The 21228-nt window shown below is 61.7% G+C and carries 22 protein-coding genes; 14 read left to right on the top strand and 8 right to left on the bottom strand.

Annotation, left to right across the window (positions count from 1 at the left end; genetic code table 11):
• Positions 1-51: 51 nt before the first annotated feature.
• On the bottom strand, positions 52-1281 hold the full coding sequence (locus ACO6VD_RS10250; RefSeq protein WP_422418767.1) for an MFS transporter: 1230 nt from the start codon (positions 1279-1281) through the stop codon (positions 52-54).
• 224 nt (positions 1282-1505) lie between these two features.
• On the opposite strand from ACO6VD_RS10250, the gene ACO6VD_RS10245 reads away from it, so the two are divergent.
• Positions 1506-3701 carry a KAP family P-loop NTPase fold protein gene (locus ACO6VD_RS10245; protein WP_422418765.1) on the top strand — a complete coding sequence of 732 codons (2196 nt, stop codon included), beginning with the start codon at positions 1506-1508 and terminating at the stop codon, positions 3699-3701.
• A gap of 9 nt (positions 3702-3710) precedes the next feature.
• On the opposite strand, the gene ACO6VD_RS10240 is transcribed toward ACO6VD_RS10245, so the two are convergent.
• Positions 3711-4238, bottom strand: a complete 528-nt coding sequence (locus ACO6VD_RS10240) for a cytochrome b (protein WP_422418763.1) — start codon at positions 4236-4238, stop codon at positions 3711-3713.
• Positions 4235-5281, bottom strand: a complete 1047-nt coding sequence (locus ACO6VD_RS10235) for a catalase family peroxidase (protein WP_422418761.1) — start codon at positions 5279-5281, stop codon at positions 4235-4237. Before ACO6VD_RS10235 ends, ACO6VD_RS10240 begins: the two co-directional genes overlap by 4 nt.
• 131 nt (positions 5282-5412) lie before the next feature.
• On the opposite strand from ACO6VD_RS10235, the gene ACO6VD_RS10230 reads away from it, so the two are divergent.
• From ACO6VD_RS10230 to ACO6VD_RS10210, 5 genes are all read left to right on the top strand, one after another.
• Positions 5413-5922 carry a sigma-70 family RNA polymerase sigma factor gene (locus tag ACO6VD_RS10230; protein WP_422418760.1) on the top strand — a complete coding sequence of 170 codons (510 nt, stop codon included), beginning with the start codon at positions 5413-5415 and terminating at the stop codon, positions 5920-5922.
• Positions 5919-6671 (top strand): anti-sigma factor family protein, encoded by a 753-nt coding sequence (locus tag ACO6VD_RS10225; protein WP_422418758.1) that lies wholly within the window; start codon positions 5919-5921, stop codon positions 6669-6671. The genes ACO6VD_RS10230 and ACO6VD_RS10225 overlap by 4 nt, the downstream gene beginning before the upstream one ends.
• Before the next feature lie 77 nt (positions 6672-6748).
• Positions 6749-7084, top strand: a complete 336-nt coding sequence (locus ACO6VD_RS10220) for a DUF2790 domain-containing protein (protein ID WP_422418757.1) — start codon at positions 6749-6751, stop codon at positions 7082-7084.
• Positions 7085-7224: 140 nt separating this feature from the next.
• Positions 7225-7734: a sigma-70 family RNA polymerase sigma factor gene (locus tag ACO6VD_RS10215; RefSeq protein WP_422418756.1), complete on the top strand. Its 510-nt coding sequence runs from the start codon at positions 7225-7227 to the stop codon at positions 7732-7734.
• A complete protein-coding gene (locus ACO6VD_RS10210; RefSeq protein ID WP_422418754.1) occupies positions 7731-8678 on the top strand; it encodes a FecR domain-containing protein in 948 nt (315 codons plus the stop codon). Before ACO6VD_RS10215 ends, ACO6VD_RS10210 begins: the two co-directional genes overlap by 4 nt.
• 35 nt (positions 8679-8713) lie before the next feature.
• On the opposite strand, the gene ACO6VD_RS10205 is transcribed toward ACO6VD_RS10210, so the two are convergent.
• The 3 genes from ACO6VD_RS10205 to ACO6VD_RS10195 form a co-directional block, all read right to left on the bottom strand.
• Positions 8714-9952: a DUF1835 domain-containing protein gene (locus tag ACO6VD_RS10205; protein WP_422418752.1), complete on the bottom strand. Its 1239-nt coding sequence runs from the start codon at positions 9950-9952 to the stop codon at positions 8714-8716.
• Between the two features lie 284 nt (positions 9953-10236).
• Entirely contained in the window at positions 10237-10569 is a 333-nt protein-coding gene (locus ACO6VD_RS10200) for a YegP family protein (RefSeq protein ID WP_422418750.1), read from the bottom strand.
• 110 nt (positions 10570-10679) lie between these two features.
• Positions 10680-11597 carry a LysR family transcriptional regulator gene (locus ACO6VD_RS10195; protein ID WP_422418748.1) on the bottom strand — a complete coding sequence of 306 codons (918 nt, stop codon included), beginning with the start codon at positions 11595-11597 and terminating at the stop codon, positions 10680-10682.
• A gap of 117 nt (positions 11598-11714) precedes the next feature.
• Between ACO6VD_RS10195 and ACO6VD_RS10190 the strand changes: the two genes are divergently transcribed.
• The 5 genes from ACO6VD_RS10190 to ACO6VD_RS10170 all read left to right on the top strand — a co-directional run bounded on the left by ACO6VD_RS10190 (position 11715) and on the right by ACO6VD_RS10170 (position 16039).
• Entirely contained in the window at positions 11715-12470 is a 756-nt protein-coding gene (locus ACO6VD_RS10190) for a 5-oxoprolinase subunit PxpA (protein WP_422418746.1), read from the top strand.
• 90 nt (positions 12471-12560) lie between these two features.
• Positions 12561-12806 (top strand): acetyl-CoA carboxylase, encoded by a 246-nt coding sequence (locus ACO6VD_RS10185; RefSeq protein ID WP_422418745.1) that lies wholly within the window; start codon positions 12561-12563, stop codon positions 12804-12806.
• A 10-nt stretch (positions 12807-12816) separates the two neighbouring features.
• Complete coding sequence (locus tag ACO6VD_RS10180; protein ID WP_422418743.1) at positions 12817-14199, top strand: acetyl-CoA carboxylase biotin carboxylase subunit; 1383 nt, start codon at positions 12817-12819, stop codon at positions 14197-14199.
• Positions 14196-15068: a 5-oxoprolinase subunit B family protein gene (locus ACO6VD_RS10175; protein ID WP_422418741.1), complete on the top strand. Its 873-nt coding sequence runs from the start codon at positions 14196-14198 to the stop codon at positions 15066-15068. The genes ACO6VD_RS10180 and ACO6VD_RS10175 overlap by 4 nt, the downstream gene beginning before the upstream one ends.
• Positions 15065-16039 (top strand): biotin-dependent carboxyltransferase family protein, encoded by a 975-nt coding sequence (locus ACO6VD_RS10170; RefSeq protein WP_422418739.1) that lies wholly within the window; start codon positions 15065-15067, stop codon positions 16037-16039. The genes ACO6VD_RS10175 and ACO6VD_RS10170 overlap by 4 nt, the downstream gene beginning before the upstream one ends.
• 34 nt (positions 16040-16073) lie before the next feature.
• Here the strand turns inward: ACO6VD_RS10170 and ACO6VD_RS10165 are convergent, their stop codons facing one another.
• Positions 16074-16568, bottom strand: coding sequence for a GFA family protein (locus ACO6VD_RS10165; RefSeq protein WP_422418737.1), 495 nt, complete (start codon positions 16566-16568; stop codon positions 16074-16076).
• Between the two features lie 52 nt (positions 16569-16620).
• On the bottom strand, positions 16621-16950 hold the full coding sequence (locus ACO6VD_RS10160; protein WP_038611755.1) for a hypothetical protein: 330 nt from the start codon (positions 16948-16950) through the stop codon (positions 16621-16623).
• 182 nt (positions 16951-17132) lie between these two features.
• On the opposite strand from ACO6VD_RS10160, the gene ACO6VD_RS10155 reads away from it, so the two are divergent.
• From ACO6VD_RS10155 to ACO6VD_RS10145, 3 genes are all read left to right on the top strand, one after another.
• The gene (locus ACO6VD_RS10155; RefSeq protein ID WP_400171557.1) at positions 17133-17651 is read left to right on the top strand and encodes a sigma-70 family RNA polymerase sigma factor; all 519 of its coding nucleotides are present in this window, start codon (positions 17133-17135) and stop codon (positions 17649-17651) included.
• Between the two features lie 5 nt (positions 17652-17656).
• On the top strand, positions 17657-18622 hold the full coding sequence (locus ACO6VD_RS10150) for a FecR family protein (protein ID WP_422418735.1): 966 nt from the start codon (positions 17657-17659) through the stop codon (positions 18620-18622).
• Positions 18623-18797: 175 nt separating this feature from the next.
• Positions 18798-21215: a TonB-dependent siderophore receptor gene (locus ACO6VD_RS10145; protein WP_422418832.1), complete on the top strand. Its 2418-nt coding sequence runs from the start codon at positions 18798-18800 to the stop codon at positions 21213-21215.
• Positions 21216-21228: the final 13 nt, after the last annotated feature.

Here is a 21228-nt window from a genome sequence, read left to right as displayed (position 1 = left end):
TTATATATCGAAAATTTTTTGGCGGAGCATTAAAGCACATTCCTTGATGCTTTAGCGGCCTGCCTGTACGGACGGCTGACGAGGATGTGGCCACAGGCCGACCAGTAGCAGCAGGGCGGCGACAATCAGGTACGGCAGGCGCGGATCGGCGGCGTAGATCAAGGTCCCTGCCAATGGACCGATTACCACCCCCAGGCCTTGTGCCGCGCCCATCGACCCGGCTGTAGCGCCTTGTTCCGAGGCGTCCATGGCGTTAGCGGCCAATGCCGAAAAAGCCGGGAACACCCAACCCATGCCGCAGGCCGAGACAAAGAAGCTGGCCCATAGCATTTCTGCGCTGGGGGCAAACGCGGCAGCGGCAAAGCCCAGGGCTGACAGGGTGGCGCCAACACGGATCATGCGCAGTGGTGGCCACTGCACCTTGCGCACAATCAACTGTGCCAGGATCAGCGCCACACCCACCATGGTAAGGGCAATGCCCGCAGTCTGTGCCGCGTCGGCCGGACTCATCCCCAAGCGATCCAGGGCGAAGAAGCCTACGGTAATCTGCGCCACCGAAACGCTGAGCATGGCCACGAAAGCCACCAGCAGCGGCCGACGCAAGCGCGGATCAGTCAGGCGCACCGGACGCGGTGGCTGCTTGAGGTGCAATTCCTGGCGTTTGAGTTTGCGCAACAGCACCACAAAAGCCAGCATCGGCAGGAATGCCATTACATAGAAGGGCAGGCTCAAGCTGTGGCGTGCCAGCAGCGCGGCCAGAGCCGGACCGAGCACCAGGCCGATAGCGTTGGCCGCGCCAAGCGATGCAAGGGTCCGCGCGCGGTGTTGTGGCGCGACATTGTCGGCGATCAGCGCAGCGCCACCCACGGGCAGGGCCGCGTAAAAGGCGCCGATCAAACCGCGCCCAATCATCAAGCCGATGAACGCCAGGGTGGCGCTGGGCAGCAGGTGTAAGGCGGTATCGATGAACAGGCACAAAGCCCAGTAAGCCACGGCAAAACCGGCGGTACCGAGCAACAGCACTCGACGCCGCCCGAGGCGATCGCTGAGCTGGCCCCAGGGCCGGGCCAGTAACATCCAGATCACCCCGGCAACGGTCACCGCTGCCCCGGCCTGCCAGGTGGCCAGACCAAGGGTGCGGGCAATCGGACCGATCAAGGAAACGAATGCCATCATCGCCATGGTACAGGCCATGTTTGCGATCAGCAGCGGGCGCAAATCGAAACCGCTCCCGGTGGCGGCGAGGGGAGCGGATTGGGCAGAGTCCTGCGCGCTGTTCATGGCTTTCCAAGGCAGTGGTTACAAGTTAGTCATTGTGCCGCAAGGGGCGAGCGAGCTGAACGTGATGGGGGGTAAATAATGCGCAATTACGTATTTTTGCCTCACATCGAATGGCGGTTGGGTATGCTGGCGTTTTGGTTTTAACCTGACAGGAAAGGATGACATTCAGCATGCGGGTTTTCCGGGGCGCGAGGGCAGACGAACCCAGAGTCGTAGATGCGGAGTTGGCCAACACTCAGGCAGGTCATGATGCGGCCAGGTCCAGCCATGAAGAGGATGGCCTGGATCGTTTGTCGCTCGCCAAGTCGATGTATCGCACGATAAAGGCTACGCCTGCGGGGTATTCCACGCGTATCGGCTTGTATGGGGAATGGGGGGCTGGCAAGACCACCGTGCTCAACTTCCTCAGTGACATCGCCCAAGCCCGCGATGATGTGGTCGTCCATGTCTCCGCCTGGCGAGCTGTGGATGCGGACAGCTTCGTGACCTCGTTGAGCCAGGCGATGAGGGTGAAGGTGAAGTCCTTGAAGATTGCACAACCCTGGTACCTGAAATGGAGGCACTGGGTTGCAAAGACCTCGTCCGGGGTGGCAAACCTGTCTCAGATGACCGGACAGGCAGCCGGCAAAATAGATAATGATCTGGGGTCGATGGTCACCATGGGGGCTACGCTGACCGGATCGGTTGCCGATGTCGTTCAGCAAAGGCTGCAGCTTGATGCCAATGACCTCAAGCAATTGCGAGCCTTGCTCAAGGCGCACCAAGTCATTGTCTTTATCGATGATCTCGATCGAGCAGACCCGGTGATTTTGCCAAAAACGCTGATGGCACTGCGTGAATACCTCGACATACCCGGCTTCGCTTTCGTCCTGGCATTCGACAAGACCATCATCACCCGGTCACTGAAGGCCTACTCCCGGGCGTTTTCCTCTTCTCGCCAAGCGTTTCTCGACAAAATCATAGATTTCGACTTCGAACTCAAGGCGCTGCCCCGTAACGTGTCAGCCCAGTTTGCGGCCAACACCCTGGCGCAGTACTGCGCCTTCATTCCAGAGCAACCCAGAGCCAACGCAGCCGAATGGTTTCCAGACAATCCCCGCCTGATACGCACCATCGCACGGGAATTGGGCAGTCTTAAAGACGTCGCGTTGCGCCATGGCCAGGACGAGTTGAAGTGGGAAGCGATCATCCTCCAGACCTTGCTACGGCGTGAGGTTCCGGAATGTGCCGAGATTGTCGAAGAAAAGTTGCTGGGTAAAGGAGTGCCAACTTTGGCACTGGCGTTCAGTCAAGAACATAAAAGTCAGGCGACGGAACTGCTTTTGCGGGCAATCGCCGCATCAGGTTTCAAACAGGGTAGCGAGGGGTTTACTCGATACAGCCGTCTGATTGTCAAACTGCAGGGGCTGCGTACCTTTGATACCCCTGAGCAGATCCGTTCAGAGATGTTGCTCAGCACGCGGGACCCTTGTTTTACCCAGAAAGAGTTTCTCGAGCTGGTCGAGAGTTGGGATCAGTCCCAGGACAATCGGCTATTGGTTGTGGCGTTGGAATACGCTTGCGAAACGGCGTCCACGAGCGAGTCTCAGGTCGCGCTGAAGTTGCTGGATCTGTCACTGGATCACTATGAACTGTGTATTCAGCGAATGTCCGAGCAAAAGTTCATCGCACAACATAACCACAGGTTGAACCAGGCAGAGCAAGCTGCCCGCTTTCTCTGGGGGCTGTTGCACGCGGGCGACGCAGGCCATCTGCACAAGGCGGCTGCCCAAGTCAGTTTTGGTATTCGAATGCTCGATCTATTTGCGCGCTTCGCAAGGCCGGACTGTCCGTTTGATGAACTCTGGCTACGCTGTATCGAAGGTTGGATGATGCATGCGGTGGCAGAGCGTTGCCAGGATCAGGTCGCGCTCTTCTACCGCTGTAAAGCCTACGAGATAAAGGGGCAGGGGCCCTCGAGCATGCTGCCGATCGTACAAAGTGTGTATGCAGTCACGGCCAGCGCAGCGGTTGAAGATGCTGTTGGTTTGTTCACCGCTACCAATGCGATCCATCTGTGCAGCCTCGAAGACGCCTTGTCACCGCGCCTGGAACTGTTGCGCGGCGAAAGTTCGGCGCTGTATTCAAAACCCCACAAGCAAAGGCTGTTGAAGTTGCTCGAGGGCATGGAGGATCGGGAACAGCAGTACGTTCTGGCCAAAAATGCCTTGGACTATCTGAGTTTGCAGCTCGACAGGAACAGTGATCTACGCCGATTCTTTGCGGCCCACCCCGATGTACTCAGTAGCTGCTGGCGTCTTGTCATTGGCGAGAAATGGCGAGAGGAGACTATCGAACGATTGCACTGGATGCGTAAGCGGCTACAGGAGCGAGGTATTGACGTTGCCGTATTACCCGCTCCCTGTCGCTCGACTGCTTAGGAGCCCCAACTAACGGCGTCCGGGCCACATGCTGCGCAACACCCCATCGCGCCGCACCAGACCATGCACCAGCGCCGCGCCAAGGTGTACCAGTACCGTCGCAAACAGCACGTAAGCCAATACCCCATGGGCCTGGCGCAGTGCGGAATACAGCGTCAGGTCATGGGGCAGCAGGGCGGGGAGCTGCAAGGGCAGCGGGTAGCCACCGGCCGAGAGCATGCCCCAGCCGATCAGCGGCATGGCCAGCATCAGTGCATACAACAGCAGGTGCGATGCGCCGGCGGCCAGGCGTTGCGGCGCCGGTATGTCGGTGGGTAGCGGCGGATGGGGCAAGGTCAGGCGCAAGACGATGCGCACCAGCACCAACAACAACAGGGCCAGGCCAATGGCTTTGTGTGCGCTCAGCAGCCAGGTGTGGCGCGCTGACAGGTCGGTGATCATGCTCACGCCAACGAACAGCATGGCCAGGATCAGCACGGCCATCAGCCAGTGCAGCAGGCGTGCCAAGGGATGGAAAGCAACAGGGGCAGGTTTCATGGTCGTGCTCCCGACTCGGCCGCTTCGTGGCTGCGGCGGTTGAAGGATTCGGCATACGCGGCCGAACGGGCAGCGAGGATGGGGTCGGCGGAGGGCTCGATGCCGCTCGGCAGGATCAGCGGGTCGAAATTGAGATCACGGCAGGCACCTTGCTCGGGCCCGTCGACGCGTTCGACCACCAGGGTGCCGGCATCGACGGTGGGGCGCTGTGCCGGCCAGGGCTGGGTCGGATCATCGACCGGATCACCGGCGTCAGCCAGGGTCAGGCGCAGGGTCCAGCGCAACGGTCCCTGGCTCAGACGCTGTTGCAGGTCATGCTGCAAGTAATCGCGGTCGTCGATCTGCCCCTGCAAGGCGGCAAACGGCGTTTGCGGTATCAGACTCCAGCGCACGTAGCGGGTGTTGCCGCCGCGGTCGATCAGGGCAAAGGCATTGATGCTGTTGAAGCTGGAATTGGCAAAGCTGTCCGGGGCTTTGTAATCCTTGGCCCATTGGCGGAACGCGGCGCTTTCCGGGTGGGCGGCGAAGAAGGCCTGGACCCGTGCCGGGTCCGGTTTGCCGGTGGCCGGGTCCGGAGTCATTGCCAGCACTTGTTGGTAGAAGGCTTCAGGGGTGCTCACCGCGAGCACGGGCGGGGTGTTCATGCCGGTACGCCAGACCTGGCCATCGTCGCTGGTCAACTGCAGCGCCAGGCTGCGCGTCGGCACGCTGGTGTCGGCACTGTAAGGATTGCTGCCGCCAATGGCGAAGCGACCAATCACCGGCACCCGTTGCTGACTGAACACCCGTGCCCGAGACAGTGCTTCGGCCTGATTGCTGCTGAGGAAGTAACCACTCACGCACAGGCCCTTGGCGTGATTCTTACGGTAGCCGGGGTAGTGTCCGGCCTGGGCCTCGAAGGTGTCGATGATACGTTTTGGCGTCAGGCGTTCGCTGCCGATCCAGCCGGCGGCATAGGCAAAGCCTGCGGCCAGGGCGCTCAGGCCCAGACCGATTGCAGCCAGGCGCAGGGCGCGGGGACGACCGTGTAACGGAGTGCTCATGGCGGCGATCCGGGTCAGTGAATGAGCCGGTACGACGTCTGGGCAAAGATTTTATTCCTACGTCATGGAATAATTTTTTCTCTGCAGCGTCTGCCTCGTACACTGATGGCTTACAGGCCAAGACCCTGGCAATGAACGAACTAGACGACGACCAATTGCGCGAGATGCTCGAGCGCCTGCGCCGCTTCGCCCTGTGGCTGACTCGCGAAGCCAGCAGTGCTGACGACCTGGTCCAGGCCACTGTCGAGCGCGCCCTCAACCGCGGTAGCCAGCGACGGGAGCATGACAGTCTGCGTGCCTGGCTGTTCTCGATCCTTTATCGGCAATTTATTGACGGCAAGCGTCGTGAGCGCCGTCATGCCCGTTGGCTGGCCTGGTTCGGGCGGGGCGAGGATGCGGGCAACGCCACCGAAGACATTGTCCTGGCCCAGTCTGGCCTGGCGGCGTTTGCCCAATTGCCGACCGAACAGCGGGCGTTGTTGTTGCTGGTCAGCGTCGAGGGCCTGAGTTACAAGGAGGCCGCCCAGGCGTTGGAGGTGCCCATCGGCACCGTGATGTCGCGTTTGTCGCGGGCACGCGCTGCGCTGCGAGAATTGGCCGAGGGCACTCACGCGTCCCCGGCGTTGCGGAGGTTGAAATGAGTCAGTTGATCCCGTCAGAAGACGAGCTACACGCCTATGTCGACGAATGCCTGGACCCCGAGCGTCGGCGGGCGGTGGAGCTGTACCTGGCCGCCAACCCCGAGCAGGCCATGCGGGTCGAAGGCTGGCGCCGCGATGCAAGGCAACTGCGCGCGGCGTTGTCAGGTTTCGCCGGGCAGGCCGCTAATCCGCGGCTGGATCCAGCCCATGTGCGCCGTGAACTACGTCGACGTCGGCATCGTCGCTGGGCCAGCGCTGCGGTGCTCCTGGTGACATTGGGTATCGGCGGGCTGGGCGGATGGCAGGTGCGTGAAGCCAGCCTGATGGCCAATAACCTGCCCATGGCGGATGCCGTACAGGCCCATAAGCTGTTTGCCGATGCCAGCGCCCTGGACCTGAGCGCCAGTGATCCAGCGCGTTTGCAGGCCTGGTTGGGGCAGCACTTTGAGCATGCCGGCAATGTACCGGACTTGTCGGCCTATGGCTTCACTCCACTGGGCGCGCGGTTGTTGAGCAACGAGCAGGGCCCCGCCGCGTTACTGGTGTTCGAGGATGCCCAGGGCCAGCGTGTCAGTCTGTTCCTGCGCTCACCGGGCGAGCATTTCGCGCGCATGCCCAGTGGTGAGCGCACTGACGGCCAACTGCAGGCCCGCTACTGGTCTCACGGCGACTACAACTATGCGTTGGTCAGCGCCGCTTCCGACAGCCGTGGCGCACAACTGCGCAAGGCGCTGGACATCGCCTTGTAGCCGCTCACCCCAAGCAGGCGTAAGCTCGAAACGGTATGACCCGGCAGTTCGTTCCATCACCTGTGAGGTAAGGCGAAATGAAGCGCAAGCAAGGTTTGGTAGTGGCAGCGTTGTTGCTGCTGGCCGGCCAGAGCGCGCTGGCCTCGGCACCAGAAGTGAAGGATGCGCGTCTGGTTGCCCATGAGCGGGCAGTGCAGGCTTATGCGGCAAGAACCGGCAAAACCGTCCCGGCTGTTCAGGACTACCGCTACGGCACATCGATCGATGTCGCCAGGCTCATCGAACAGACCCCCATGACCCGCGGCTGTGAAGCGGCGCCGATGCTGATGACCTACGAGGACTCGTCCGGCCAGTTGGTAACAATGCGTTATCAGCTCGAAGGCCAGTGCCCGCGGTTCCAGGCGACGCGATAACACCCTCGGCAGCGGTGAGGGAACGCCGCTGCTGCATCTCGCGATAAAAGTCAGCAGAGCCAACGACAGCACTTGGTTTGTTCAAGGGTATTAATTAGAATCAATCTCATTTGATTCATTTCCCTTGCAGGTGCGTTGAGATGAGCGAAGCGCTGGGCCTTTCCGAGCAGACGCTGCACGGTCTTTACCGTGATCACCGCAGTTGGCTGGAAAGCTGGTTGCACCGGCGCCTGGGTAATCGCTGGGATGCTGCCGACCTCAGTCAGGATACTTTCCTGCGCGTGCTTGCCAGCCCGCAGGTGCTCGACGAACTCCATGAGCCGCGGGCCTACCTGCTGACCGTCGGGAAGCGCCTGCTGGTCAATTTCTACAAGCGTCGCAGCCTAGAGCACGCCTATCTCGAGGCGCTGGCAAGCCTGCCCGAAGTGCTCATGCCGTCACCGGAACAGCGCTGGCTGCTGCTGGAAACCCTGCAAGCCCTGGATGAAGTGCTCGATGGCTTGGCGCCGCAGGTGCGTCGGGCCTTTCTCTGGTCGCAACTCGAAGGCTTGGGTTATGCGCAGATTGCCGAGCGCCTGCAGGTCAGCGAACGCACGGTCAAACGCTACATGGCTCAAGCCTACGAGCATTGCCTGCTGGCTGAACTATGAACCGCGCGAGCAACCCCGAGGCGCGCCAACTGGCGCGTGCCGCAGCTGCCTGGCTGGCCTTGCTCGACTCAGGACGGGCCAGTGCCGAAGACCTGCAGCGCCTTGATCATTGGCGCGCGGCCGATCCGCGCCATGAACAGGTATGGCAACGCGCCGAAGGCCTGCGCCAGCGTTTCCAGGCAGTGCCGCAGGCCTTGGCCATGGCCAGTCTGGACCGGCCGCAGACCAGTCGCCGCACCTTGCTCAAGCGTGGCCTGGCCTTGGCCGTGCTGGTGCCCAGCGGCTGGTTACTCAGTCAGCAGCTGCCGCTGGCGGTGTGGCGTGCAGATTTGCGTACCGCCGTCGGTGAGCGGCGCGGTGTGCGCCTGGCGGATGGCAGCATGCTGCAATTGAATACTGGCACTGCCGTGGATCTGGATATGGCGCAGCATCATTTGACCCTGATCGAGGGCGAGATCGCCCTCAGCGTCAATCGCGCCCAGCCGATTGAGGTGGATTTTGGCCTGGGCCGGGTCACCACAGGGCAAGCGCAGATCTGCCTGCGTCGCGATGCCGACAGCTGTCGGGTCTCGGTGCTGCACGGTACGGTGCAGGTGCAGCCCGAGCAGGGTTCGGCGCTGGCGTTGCACTATGGCGATCAACTGACCTTGTACGCCGATGGCAGTGGCGCCATGGGGCGCTTCGATCCGCATATGCCCGACTGGCGCGACGGTGTGCTGAGTGTCGAGAACCAGCCCTTGGGCCAGTTCTTGCGTGAAGTCGCCCGCTATCGGCCGGGGATTCTGCGTTGGGAGCCGGCACTGGAGTCGCTGAAAGTCACCGGCACATTTCAGCTGAACGACACCGACAGGATTCTTTCCTTGCTGGCCGCCAGCCTGCCGGTGAAGGTGCAATCGCGCAGCCGCTACTGGATCACGTTGGTGCCGCAACAGGATGCTGCTTGAGACCTGGATTTAGTGGGGGATGTCTATGTGGGAGCTTATCGCCACACAGGCCACAGATTTCTGTCCACTGCCCAATGGCCTTCGCCGGCCAGCAAACGCACACCGCCGACCCAGCGTTCGGGCGCCTGCTGATCCAGCCAGTAAGCCTTGCCCGCCAATACCCGCTCGCCCAGCGCGGTCAGAGTCAGCGGCCGTTTGAGCCATTCCAGGTCTGGCCGGGCTTCGGCAATCAACGGTGTCGGTGAATCGATCAGCGGACGCAATAACGCATGGAACATCATGTCACCCAGGTAGGGCAGTGGTTCACGTTTAGCCATCAGCTCGGCAAATGCCCGGCCGAACAGGACTTCGCCAAACTCGGCGATAATCTGCAACGACAGTCGCTCACTCAGCGACAAGCCATCGTCGATACCCGGTAGCTCCTGCAACTGCCGCAACAGGGCAGGCGCGAGCAAGGGCAGGGCGAGGTCCCGGCGGTGCGCCAGGTGCGCCCAGGCGTCGGGCGAGGGTGCGCAGTAGGCCGCCCAGGCCTGTCGTGCAAGCGCCAACATCGGTTCGCTGACGGCCTGGCGTTGCGGCCACAGCCAGGCCAGAACATCCGGCGCCAGCTGGCCGATGCCGATAAAGAGCTCGACACCGGGCATATGGTCGATCTGGATCACTTCCAGACGCTCCGGCAGCCGCTCAAGACCTGACAAAAAACGAATCAGGAACAGCTGATCGTAGGCGTCCGCTTCGCACCAGAGCACGGCCCGCGTGCTATCGCCAATTGTCGCCAAGTGTCGGTACTCATCCACCATCCTGCGCTGCGCGTCGGCCGGTTCAAGGCCGTACGCCTGGCAGATGTAGTCGATGCGCATCGCTTGATAGGCCTCGTTCGGCAGGTCACGTACCGGGCCCATGCACAGCGGATCGGTGAGCATCTGAAAGGCACCGGTGAACCCCGCCAGCTGCAAGCTGTGGCCGATGTCATTACCACAGCGCCAATGCTCGGTACGCGCCTCATCGTCGGCGATGAACTGCGGGTGGCGCGCGGCAAAGTCGATGGCGTCGATATGGGCCTTGAGCTTTGGCCAGCTGGCAAATCCCAGGTCGCGGGCGATCAGCCATTGGGCATCGGCCAGGCGTGGTGCGGCGGGCGCAGATTTGAGTAACGCCAATTGCTCTGGTGCGCTGCCCAAGCGCAGGCGCTGGAGCAATTCCTTGGCGCGCTTGCGCTGTTGTTCGAGGTTGATGCGCCCATCATGAGACGGCGACGACAGTCGTGCGGACATACGAACTCCTTGTGCGAGCCTTGTCCGCTGTCAGGCCGGGAGTCGTAGTGAGAATTCCTGGAGTACTGTCCTGGGCGCAGCCCTTTCCGCGGACGGGTGGCGTGGATGACGCCGACCGCGACTATAGGCCAGGCCTTGGGCAAAAGGCAATTGCCCTGGTCTTGAGGATCAACACGCAATTGCGCGCACTGCGGGGCAACGCGATCACGCAGGGTGGCTGGGCGCTGTCTTCAGTGTAGCGTCAAAGACTGCCGCGCCCGGCGCACGCCAGGAGTGCCTCGCGATCAGGTGTTGTCCTTGACGGTCTTGGTGCTGCCATTGGCTTTCACCGAGGCAATGCCGGCATCACGCGACTGCGTGCTGGCATACATCTGGCTGGTGCCAATGATCTGGTGGTTGGCGGCCTTGAGGTTGAAATGAAATTTGCCATTGCTGGCCTCTTTCTTCTCGTAGCGTTCATCCGCACCGCTGTTGGCCTGGACCGAGGCAATGCCGCTTTCGGCTGAGGCCTTGGCCTTGTACAACTCGCTGGTAAGAATCGTCTCGCCATTCCCCGCCTTGAGTACAAAGCGGTACTGACCGTCGCTGCTGGTACTCAACTCGAACCATCCTGCCATGTGAACTCCTTATTTCGCAGATAAGCCTGGGTACGCTGCTTGCGTGTTCGCTTGCAGTGACAAGTCAGTATGGTGGGCTTTGTGCGCTTGTCCAATGTCCGGGGTCGCGCCTATTTGCGCGCCAGCGACTGCTGCGGGGTCAGAAACGCCTCGTGAAAGTAATCACGAAACGCCTGCATCGCCGGGGTAAAGGTGCGCTCGCGATGCCAGGCCAGGCCAACACTCATGGGCGTTACCGGGTCGCTCAGACTCACGGTTTCGATGCGCTTGCCTTCAAGCGACCAGGGCCGGTGCACCAGGTCGGAGAGAATGGCCACGCCACTGCCATTGGCGACCATGCTGCGTACCGCCTCCACCGAACTGGTGCGGACCCGCACCGAGGGTTGCTGGCCAGCATGTTCCCAGTAGCGCATGGCGCTTTGTTCGGCCTCATCGACGGTGAGCAGAATGTACGGCTCGCAAGCGACATCGGCGAGGCTCACGGCGGTGCGCTGGCACAACGAATGATGGGCGGGCAACCACAGGCGGCGTTCGGAGTTGAACAGGGTCTCGGAGACGATATCCGGGTGGGTGAGGTTGGCGGTGAGCACCACGGCCATGTCGTAGCGATGTTCGAGCAGGCCCAGTTCGATGGCCTGGCGTTCCTGTTCATGCACCTCGATGGTCACGTCCGGGTGCCAATGCCCCAGGCGCTGCAGGTGGTGCGGGAGAAAATAGCCGATCACTGTATAACTGGCGGCCAGGTGCAACTGGCCACTGGCGCGGTAGTCGGGCAGGGGGCTGTTGAGGGCGTCCTCGACGCTGCGCTGAATCACATAGGCGCGGTTGAGGAAATGCCGACCGGCGTCGGTGAGGCTCATGCCCTGGGCCGAGCGCAGGAACAAGGCGACACCGAGCAGGGCTTCGAGCTCTTTGATCGCCGTGGTCACCGCCGACTGCGAGATGTTCAGGTGAAGCGCCGCCTGCGAGATCTGGCCGATCTCGGCGGTGGCGACGAAGTAGCGGACCTGCCGCAATGTGAGGGACATGCTGCACCTTGAGGTATCTGTTTTTCAGAATACCTACCATCTGATAATAGATCTTCCCAAGGGGCAAGCGGAATTCTACTGTTCAGCCATCACGCGAATGAACGGGAGCAGCCCTTGATGCACGCAGTCGATTTCAATTCGGACATGGGCGAAAGCTTCGGCCCCTGGACCATCGGTGATGGGGTGGACACCGAACTGATGGCCTATATCAGCTCCGCCAACATCGCCACCGGTTTTCATGCCGGCGACCCCGGCACCATGCGCCGCACCCTGGAGCAGGCCAAGCAGTTGAACGTTGCGGTTGGTGCCCATCCGGGTTTTCGCGACCTGGTCGGTTTCGGTCGTCGGCACATCAATGCCCCGGCCCAGGAACTGGTCGACGACATCTTCTACCAGCTTGGTGCCCTGCGTGAGTTGGCCCGGATCCAGGGCCTGAACCTGCAGCACATCAAGCCCCACGGTGCGCTGTACATGCACCTGGCCCGCGATGAAGAGGCGGCGCGGCTCTTCGTTGCAACCCTGCATCGCCTCGATCCGGCCTTGTTGCTGTATTGCATGCCCAACTCGGCGACCTGGCGCGCTGCCCAGGAACTGGGCCAGCCGACCGTGCGCGAATTCTACGCCGACCGTGACTATGACCTGAGCGGTTCGATTGTCTTCACCCGCAAAGTCCGTGCCCTCGACCCGCAGGAAGTCGCCGCCCGTGTGGTACGGGCCTGCCAGCAAGGCAAGGTGACCACGGTGGAAGGTCAAGACCTGGCCATCGAATTCGATTCCATCTGCCTGCACAGCGACACCCCGGGCGCCCTGGCTTTGGTCCAGGCCACCCGGGCGGCGCTGGATGCCGCCGGCATCCGGGTCTGCACCCCTTGAGTGATTGATAGCCGGGCCGCGCGTTCAGGTGCGTGCCCGCCAGTGAAAATTTACGCCTGCCTTTCTACAACTATTTCAAAAGGAACAGTCATGGCCGAGCAATCCGTAGTCACCCCGCTGCCAGGGACCTTCTACCGTAAAGCCACCCCCGAATCGCCATGCTTCGTCGAGCCGGGTGCCAGCGTCAGGCCCGATACCGTTATCGGCTTGATCGAAGTGATGAAGCAGTTCTCGGAACTGACCGCCGGGGTCAGTGGCATCCTCGCCGACTTCCAGGTGGAAGATGGCGATCCGGTCGAACCTGGCCAGGTCATCGCCACCATCGACGCAGAGTAAGGGGGCGCACATGACTCAGGTAATCAGCAAACTGCTGGTGGCCAACCGTGGCGAGATCGCGGTGCGCATCATTCGGGCCGCCAAGGCTCTGGGTATTCCTACTGTCGCTGCCTGCAGTGAGGCCGATGTCGGTTCGATGGCCGCGCAACTGGCCGATGAAGTCCAGGTGCTGGGCCCGGCGCGTGCCGACCGCAGCTACCTGAACACCGAGGCGGTGCTGGCTGCGCTCAAGGCCAGCGGCGCCAATGCTGTGCACCCGGGCTACGGCTTTTTGTCGGAGAACGCCGACTTCGCCCAAGCGGTGGAAGCGGCCGGGGCGATCTTCGTCGGCCCCAGCGCGCAGACCATTCGCCAGATGGGCGACAAGGCGGTCGCCCGGCGTACGGCGATGCAGGCAGGCGTACCGGTGGTACCCGGTTCGGCGGATGAACTGCATGACCTGGCAAGCGCGCTGCAGGTAGCCGAACAGGTTGGCTTCCCGCTGCTGATCAAGGCCAGTGCCGGTGGCGGCGGACGTGGCATTCGCCTGGCCAACGACCTGGCCGAATTCGAGCTGGAGTTCCCCAAGGCGCAACGTGAGGCCCAGGCTGCGTTCGGCAACGGCGCTGTGTATCTGGAGCGTTTCATTCGCCAGGCCCGGCATATCGAAGTGCAGGTGCTGGGTGACGGCCAGCACGCAGTGCACCTGTTCGAGCGCGAGTGTTCGTTGCAGCGGCGCCGGCAGAAGGTCTTCGAAGAGGCGCCTTCGCCAGCGCTGAGCCCGGTGCAACGTGAGGCCCTGTGCAGCAGTGCGGTGCAACTGGCTCAGGCCCTTAACTACCGCGGCGCGGGTACGCTGGAATACCTGTATGACGATGTCAGTGGCGAGTTCTTCTTCATCGAGATGAACACGCGTATTCAGGTCGAGCATCCGATCAGTGAGATGATCACCGGCATTGACCTGCTCCAGGCCATGCTGCGCATTGCCTCGGGCGAGCCATTGGGCCTGCGTCAGAGCGATATCGTCCTGCGTGGCGCGGCGATTGAGATGCGCGTGAACGCCGAGGACTCGGCGCGGGATTTTTTCCCCAGTCCAGGGCTGGTGCAAAGCCTGAACTGGCCGCAGGGCGAGGGCGTGCGCGTCGACAGCCATCTGTTCAGCGGCTACAAGGTGCCGGCGTACTACGATTCGCTACTGGCGAAAATCATCGTGCATGGCAATGATCGTGCACAGGCGCTGCAGCGAGCACGCAAGGCTCTGGCTGAAACGACCCTGAGTGGCATGGCCACGACCCTGGCGCTGCACGCCGAACTGCTGGAGCAGCCCTGGTTGATCAACGCTCAGTTCAATACCGGCACCCTGGAAACCTGGCTGGCCGATCCGGCCCGGCAGCGCTGTGGAGATGCGTCATGAACCGTCCGATCCGCTACAGTTTTGGTGCCGACGAGCACCTGTTCGCCGAAGTCAGCGAGAGCATGTCGCTGGAAGCTTTCTTTGTCGGCATGGCTATCACCCGCGCCCTGGAAAAGCTCGACCTCGAAGGTGTGCTCGATATCTGTCTGGCCAACGCCTCGTTCCAGGTGCGTTTCGACCCGGAGCGCATCGATCCGCAAACCCTGCTCGACGTGGTCAAGACCGTCGAGGTCAAGGCCGTGGCCGAGCGCACTCTGCACACCCGGATCATCGAGATTCCGGTGCTGTACAACGATCCCTGGACCCATGAAACGCTGATGCGTTTTCGTGACCGCCACCAGGACCCGAGTGCCACCGACCTCGAGTACGCGGCGCGGATCAACGGCCTGGCCGATGTCGAGGCATTCATCGCCGCACACAGTGGCGCGCCCTGGTTCGTGTCGATGGTCGGCTTTGTCGCGGGCTTGCCGTTCATGTTTCAGATGGTCGAGCGCGAGCGTCAGTTGCAGGTACCCAAATACCTGCGTCCACGCACCGATACACCGAAGTTGACCCTCGGTCATGGCGGCTGCTTCGGGTGCATTTACTCGGTGCGCGGCGCCGGCGGCTACCAGATGTTCGGCGTGACGCCGGCACCCATCTATGACCCGCAGCAGAGCCTTGAGTACTTGAAAGAACACATGGTGTTTTTCCGCCCGGGCGATATCGTCCAGTTTAAACCGATCGACCGCCAGGCCTACGACCAGGCGGTGGCTGAAGTGGAGGCCGGGACCTTCGATCTGCGTATCCGTGCGGTCGATTTCTCTCTGGATGCGTTTCTCGCTGACCCGGTCAACTATCCCAAGACCTTGCAGGAGGTGCTGGCATGATCAAGGTACTCAAACCGGGCCTGGCCACCTCCGTCCAGGACCTGGGCCGCGAAGGCTACTATCACCTGGGCATCCCGCCCTCTGGTGCACTCGACCAGTACGCCCTTACCGCAGCCAACCTGCTGGTGGGCAACGAGCCAGGGGCGGCGGCGTTGGAATGCACCTTGCTCGGGCCGGAGCTGCAATTCACTGAAGACACATTGGTGGCGTTCAGCGGTGCTTACATGGCGGCACTGCTGGATGACGTACAGGTGCCACCGGACACGGCCTTCCAGGTCCGCGCCGGACAGGTGTTGCGCCTGAGCTACCCCAAGGTCGGTGCGCGTTTGTACCTGGCGGTGGCCGGCGGGATTGATGTGCCGGTGGTGCTCGGCAGCCGTTCGACTTACACCCTGGGTGGCCTGGGCGGTTTCAACGGACGGCGCTTGCTGGCGGGGGATGAACTGCCGGTCGGCATCCCGAGCGGCAGGGGCAAAGTGGGCGCCAGTCTGCCCATGGCCTTGCGTCAGTCGTTGGGTGGTGAGGTCGAGTTACGGGTGGTACCGGGGCTGTACTATGAGCGCTTGCAACCCTCGGCAGCGGCGAGTTTCTTTGCCGAGCCGTGGACCGTTGGCTCTGAAGCCGATCGCATCGGCTACCGCTTCAAGGGTGGCAGCGCGTTGAGCTTTCAGCCTCGCGAACAACCCTTCGGTGCCGGCTCCGATCCGTCGAACATTGTCGACAGCTGCTATCCCATTGGCTCGATCCAGGTTCCGGCGGGACTCGAACCGATCATCCTGCACCGCGACGCCGTGTCCGGAGGAGGTTACGCCATGATCGGCACGGTGATCAGCGCCGACCTGGACCTGGTCGGGCAGATGCAACCGAACCAGAAAGCGCGCTTTCGTGAAGTGTCGCTGGATGATGCCCTGGCGGCGCGCCAGCAGTACAAGAAGAAGCTCAAGCGCATGGGGGAGCTGTTTGGGGTTTGAGGATCTTGGAACACCGCAAACTGTAGGAGCGGATTCACCGGGACGCCGGACCGCCGCGATGGGGCGCGTAGCGTCCCCTATCACTGGGAGTGGGGACGACTTTGTCGTCCATCGCGGATAAATCCGCTCCTACACCTGTAGGCGCTGGCCAGTCCAGCCAGCACAGCCCGGACTGCACATGCACATGCTTCTGCCGCCCAGGCACGAACGGTGTGTCCAGTGTCCCCAGCGCGACACTTACCCAATCGGCATAATCCCCCGTCGCCTTGCGCCAGAACAGCGTGGCGCCACAGGTTGAGCAGAAGCTGCGACTGACCCCCGGCGACGACTCGAATACCCGTATCGCCCCTTGGGTATCGCTAACCTTCAACTGCGTGCCAGGCACGCTGCCATAGCTGGCAAACGCCGCGCCATGTGCCTTGCGACATTGACTGCAATGGCAATGGGTAACGGCCTTGATCGGCCCTTCAATGCAAAAAGTGATGGCGTTGCACAGGCAACTGCCGTGATACGCCGATGTGCTATCCATCCGTTGAAGCGCCCAGGTCAGAAAAGCCGAAGATCATACACGCGCCAATGCGCTAGCGCTGAGCGACCGCATGCTGGACACACTGCTCATAATAGGTCTGCTTGATGGCCGCAGGCTTGAGTCGCGACTGGCTGTTGTAGGTCTGCTCGGTGATGCCCATGGCAGTCATACGCATCCATGGTTTGGGGAATTTGCGCACCTGAAGTTTTTTGCGTGCCGAGTACAAGGTCACGCCAGACAGCTTGGATTGTTGTGCGCCAGCGGCGATATCCGATCCCCAGCTGCACACATAGCGATCATTCTTGCCCAGCGCTTTGGCCTGTGCACCAAGGGCAAAAGTGGCAAGAAAAAACGTTGCAAGGGTCAATCCATAAGCCCGCATAGTGTCAACCTAAGCTGTTGAAAGGAAAGCAAGTTTGCCAACGAAGGAAGCGGCAGGGGGCCAGCAAATTGCCTTCTTTGAACGCCTGGCTTTCAGCGGGCGTAAGCGCCAGAGGTTGCGCAGTAGACGGGCGAGCCGATACTATTCGGAACAATTCTCACTTACACGTTCCGGGTGTGTTCATGTCCGCCGTCGAGCCGACTTTCCAGCGTGCGCTTCATGAACTGTACAGCGAGCACCACGGCTGGCTGTTCGGTTGGCTACGGCGCAAGCTGCGCTGCCCGCAGAACGCCGCCGATACGGCGCAGGACACCTTCCTGCGGATTCTCGGTTCGCGCGATTCGCTGGTCGGTATCCGCGAGCCACGGGCGTTCCTCAGCACCACGGCGCGACGCCTGATCATCGACAAGGCGCGCCGCCAGCACATCGAGGACGCTTACCTGCGTGAGTTGGCGTTGACTGTCGATGTGCTCGAAGGTCACCAGTCGCCGGAACAGATCCTCGCGACGTTGGAAGCGCTGGAACAGATCGCCTTTGTCCTCGAAGGCCTCAATGACAAAGTGCGTCAGGCCTTCGTCGATTACTACCTGGACGAACAGACCCAGGTGCAGATCGCCCAACGCCTCGAGGTCTCCGAGCGCATGGTGCGCAAGTACCTGCTGCAGGCGCTGATGCATTGCAACCAGGCGCTGGATGTGTGAAGTCGATGGGCACTGAGGACAGCATCGAAGCCCAGGCAGCCGAATGGGTACTGCGCCTGAGCGAAGGCGAGTTGAGCGCGCAGGAGCGCCAGGCGTTCGAGCGCTGGTGTAACCTCGACAGCCGTCATCAGGCCACCTTCGAGCGTATCAGCAGCGTGGTTGCGCAATTGCACAGCCTGCGTTCGCAACGAGTTCCAGTCAGGGCCGCGTTACAGGTGCCGGTCAAGCGGCGGATCAAGGCCCGGCACCTGCTCGGTATTGGCGTGCTGCTGGCCAGCCTGGGCGTGGTCCTGAGCCTGAGCGGCTACCGTGCCGACGACCTGTTCACCGACTTGCATACCACGCCTGGCCAATGGCAGACGCGTACGCTGGAAGACGGTTCGCGCATCACCCTGTACGGCAACAGTGCCATCGACCTGCAGTTCGATGCCGCTCAACGGCGTGTCGAGCTACGGCGCGGCCAGGTGTTGGTGGACGTCGCTCACGATCCGTCGCGGCCTTTTGTGGTGGTCACCAGCGACGGCAGCTTCAAGGCGCTGGGCACGCGTTTTGTTGTCAGCCACGGGGAAGGGCAGAGTGAACTGAGCATGCTGCAGTCCACTGTCGCGGTGCAAAGCGCCGACCGCAGCCAGTCCCTGGACGTGCAACGCGGTGGGCGTGCCTGGGTGCGCCGCGATGCGCTAGGGCGCTTGCCCGACATCGATCCGGCCAGCCTTGAACAGGCCTGGCAGCGTCATCAACTGGTGGTCGATCAGGTGCCGCTGCCACAGGTGCTTGAAGCGCTGGGGCGTCAGCGCCGCGGCCATCTGCAATTTGATGCCAGTGCATTGGCCGACCTCAATGTCTCCGCCGTACTGCCGCTGGACGACACTGAGCGCGCATTGCAACTGCTGGCCCAGGCCTTGCCGATTCGTTTGCAGCAGTACACACCGCTGTGGACCCGCATTGAACGTACAGCATCTGAAAAATAATCATTCCCAATGGTTCCGCATTGTCAGCGTGGCCCGTCAAGCAAGAGGCCAACATGATTAAAACAGGAGCCGTTTTCCCATGCGTCGATTTGCTGCCTCACCGACCCTGAGTCCCATTGCGCTGTGCATTCACCTGGCCTGTGCCGGTGTTGCCGTGGCCATGCCGCAACTGGTCATGGCCCAGTCCCAGCAGCACTACGATATCCCGCCAGGATCGCTCAGCAGCACCCTCAACCGCTTTGCTCAACAGGCGGGCGTTGCGCTGGTATTCCAGGCGGACGAATTGGCGGGTCGCAGCAGCCATGGCCTGATTGGCACCTACACGGTGGAGGACGGCTTTGCCACCTTGCTCGACGGCAGCGGCTATCGCGTCAGTCAGAGCGACAACGGTTTCGTGCTGTTGCCGGTGGCCGATGCGCAAGCCGGACAACCCCTCGAACTGGGCGTGACCACCGTCGCCGGGCAAGGCATGGGCGAGAGCACCGAGAACACCGGCAGTTACGCGCCGGGGCTGATCAGCGTCGGCTCGAAATCGCCGACCAGCCTGCGTGAAACGCCGCAGTCGGTGTCGGTGGTCACCCGCCAGCTGATCGAAGACCAGCAACTGACCGACATCAACGAAGCGATGAAGGTCACCCCAGGGGTGATCACCCAGAGCACCACCTTCCGTATCCAGGATTTCATCTCGCGCGGTTTCTCCATCCAGAACCTGCAGATCGATGGCGCTGCACCTCAAGCGCTGGGCACCGCGATGGGTTCGTTCTACTCCTCGAACATTTTCGACCTGGCCGAGTTCGACCACGTTGAAGTGCTGCGCGGCTCTGCCGCGTTGTTCGGTGGCTCGGGTGACCCGGGTGGCATCATCAACCTGGTGCGCAAGCGGCCGATGGCTTACAACCAGATGAAGCTGACCCTCAGTGCCGGCAGCTGGGACAACTACCGACAGGAGCTGGATATCACCGGCCCTATGGGTTGGGACGGACGACTGCGTGGGCGGCTGGTGGTGGCCAACACCGACCGCCAGTACTTCGTCGACAAGCGCAGCACGGAAAAACTTCTGGTGTACGGGGTGATGGAAGCTGACGTGAGCGACGACGACATGTTCACCTTCGGCGTGCGTTACAACAAATCCCATGAAAACGGCACGCAGAGTTCGGTGCCACGTTATAGCAACGGTGCCGATCTCGGCCTGCCGCGCCACACTGGCCTGACCCAGAACTGGGCGTTCGCCGACACCACGGCGCGCGAGTATTTTGCCAAGTACGACCACCGCTTCAATGACGACTGGAAACTCAACCTGTCGTACACCAACATCTGGGACGTGTCCTGGTTCAAGACTGCCTCTACCCTCAATGCAGTGGACCCCAACACCAATACCGGGGTGGTCTGGTATGGCACCCAGAGCCGCCAGGAAAACGAGCAGCACCTGTACGACGTCAACCTGGCCGGCAACTTCCAGGCCTTTGGCCTGGACCACCAACTGGTAGTCGGCGCTGACTATCAACGCATCGACAGCCGCTGGCTGGGTACCGCGCCGCATCCGGGGGCTCGCGGCCCGGTGGACGTCTTTGACCCTGATGCTACACCTTGGGACGAACCGGCCAACCACACCGACTACAGCCGCGACTACAACCCCAACGCTCAGCGCCAGTACGGCCTCTATTCCAGCTTGCGCCTGCAGTTGGCCGAGCCGCTGCACCTGATCCTCGGTGCACGGGCCCAGCGTTATCACTTCAACCAGACTTACCAGACTCGCAGCGGTACCCAGTGGACGTCAGTGTCCGATGTCGATCAACGTATCGGCACCAAAGTCACGCCCTTTGGCGGCATCGTCTATGACCTGAACGATGAGTGGTCGGCCTACGCCAGCTACTCGGAAATCTACAAGCCACAGTCCAACAAACTCTCCGGGCCACAGCCGGGCAGCCCGCTCGAGCCCATGATCGGCAAGACTTACGAAACGGGCCTTAAAGGCGAATTGTTCGACGGTGCCTTGAACACCAACATCGCCTTGTACTACACCACCCGCGAGAACGAAGCGGTCCGGGATCCAGGCTATACCGACAGCAGCAACCTGTTTGCCGGCAGCTGCTGCTACCTGAGCAATGGCAAGGTGGTCAGCAAGGGCGTGGACATCGAAGCGTCGGGCGAGCTGCTGCCAGACTGGACGTTGATCGGTGGCTACACCTTCAACCTCAACCGCAATCGCAGTGCCGACTCGCCGCTGAGCACGGTGATGCCCAAGCACCTGTTCAAGCTCTACACCACCTACCGTTTGCCAGGCATGTTGCAGGACTTCAAGGTCGGCGGCGGTGTGCAGGTCCAGAGCGCTACCTACGTGTCAGGAACCGCCACGCGTTTCAACGCCGATGGCAGCGTGACCCAGAGCAATGTGCCGTTCGACTTCAGCCAGGGTGGTTACGCCACCTGGAGTGCACTGGTGGACTACAAACTGGACGAACACTGGGATCTCACCCTCAATGGCAACAACCTGTTCGACAAGAAGTACTACCAGACCGTCGGCACCTCGACCTATGGCAACTACTATGGCGACCCGCGCAACTTCATGCTGACCCTGCGTGGCACTTACTGATCAGCACAGCGTC

Origin of the sequence: Pseudomonas sp. GZD-222 (assembly GCF_049310525.1) — a bacterium.
In the GTDB taxonomy this organism is placed as follows: domain Bacteria; phylum Pseudomonadota; class Gammaproteobacteria; order Pseudomonadales; family Pseudomonadaceae; genus Aquipseudomonas.
The sequence above is the reverse complement of the archived record's forward strand: the minus strand, read 5'-3'. Positions and strand labels throughout refer to the sequence as shown.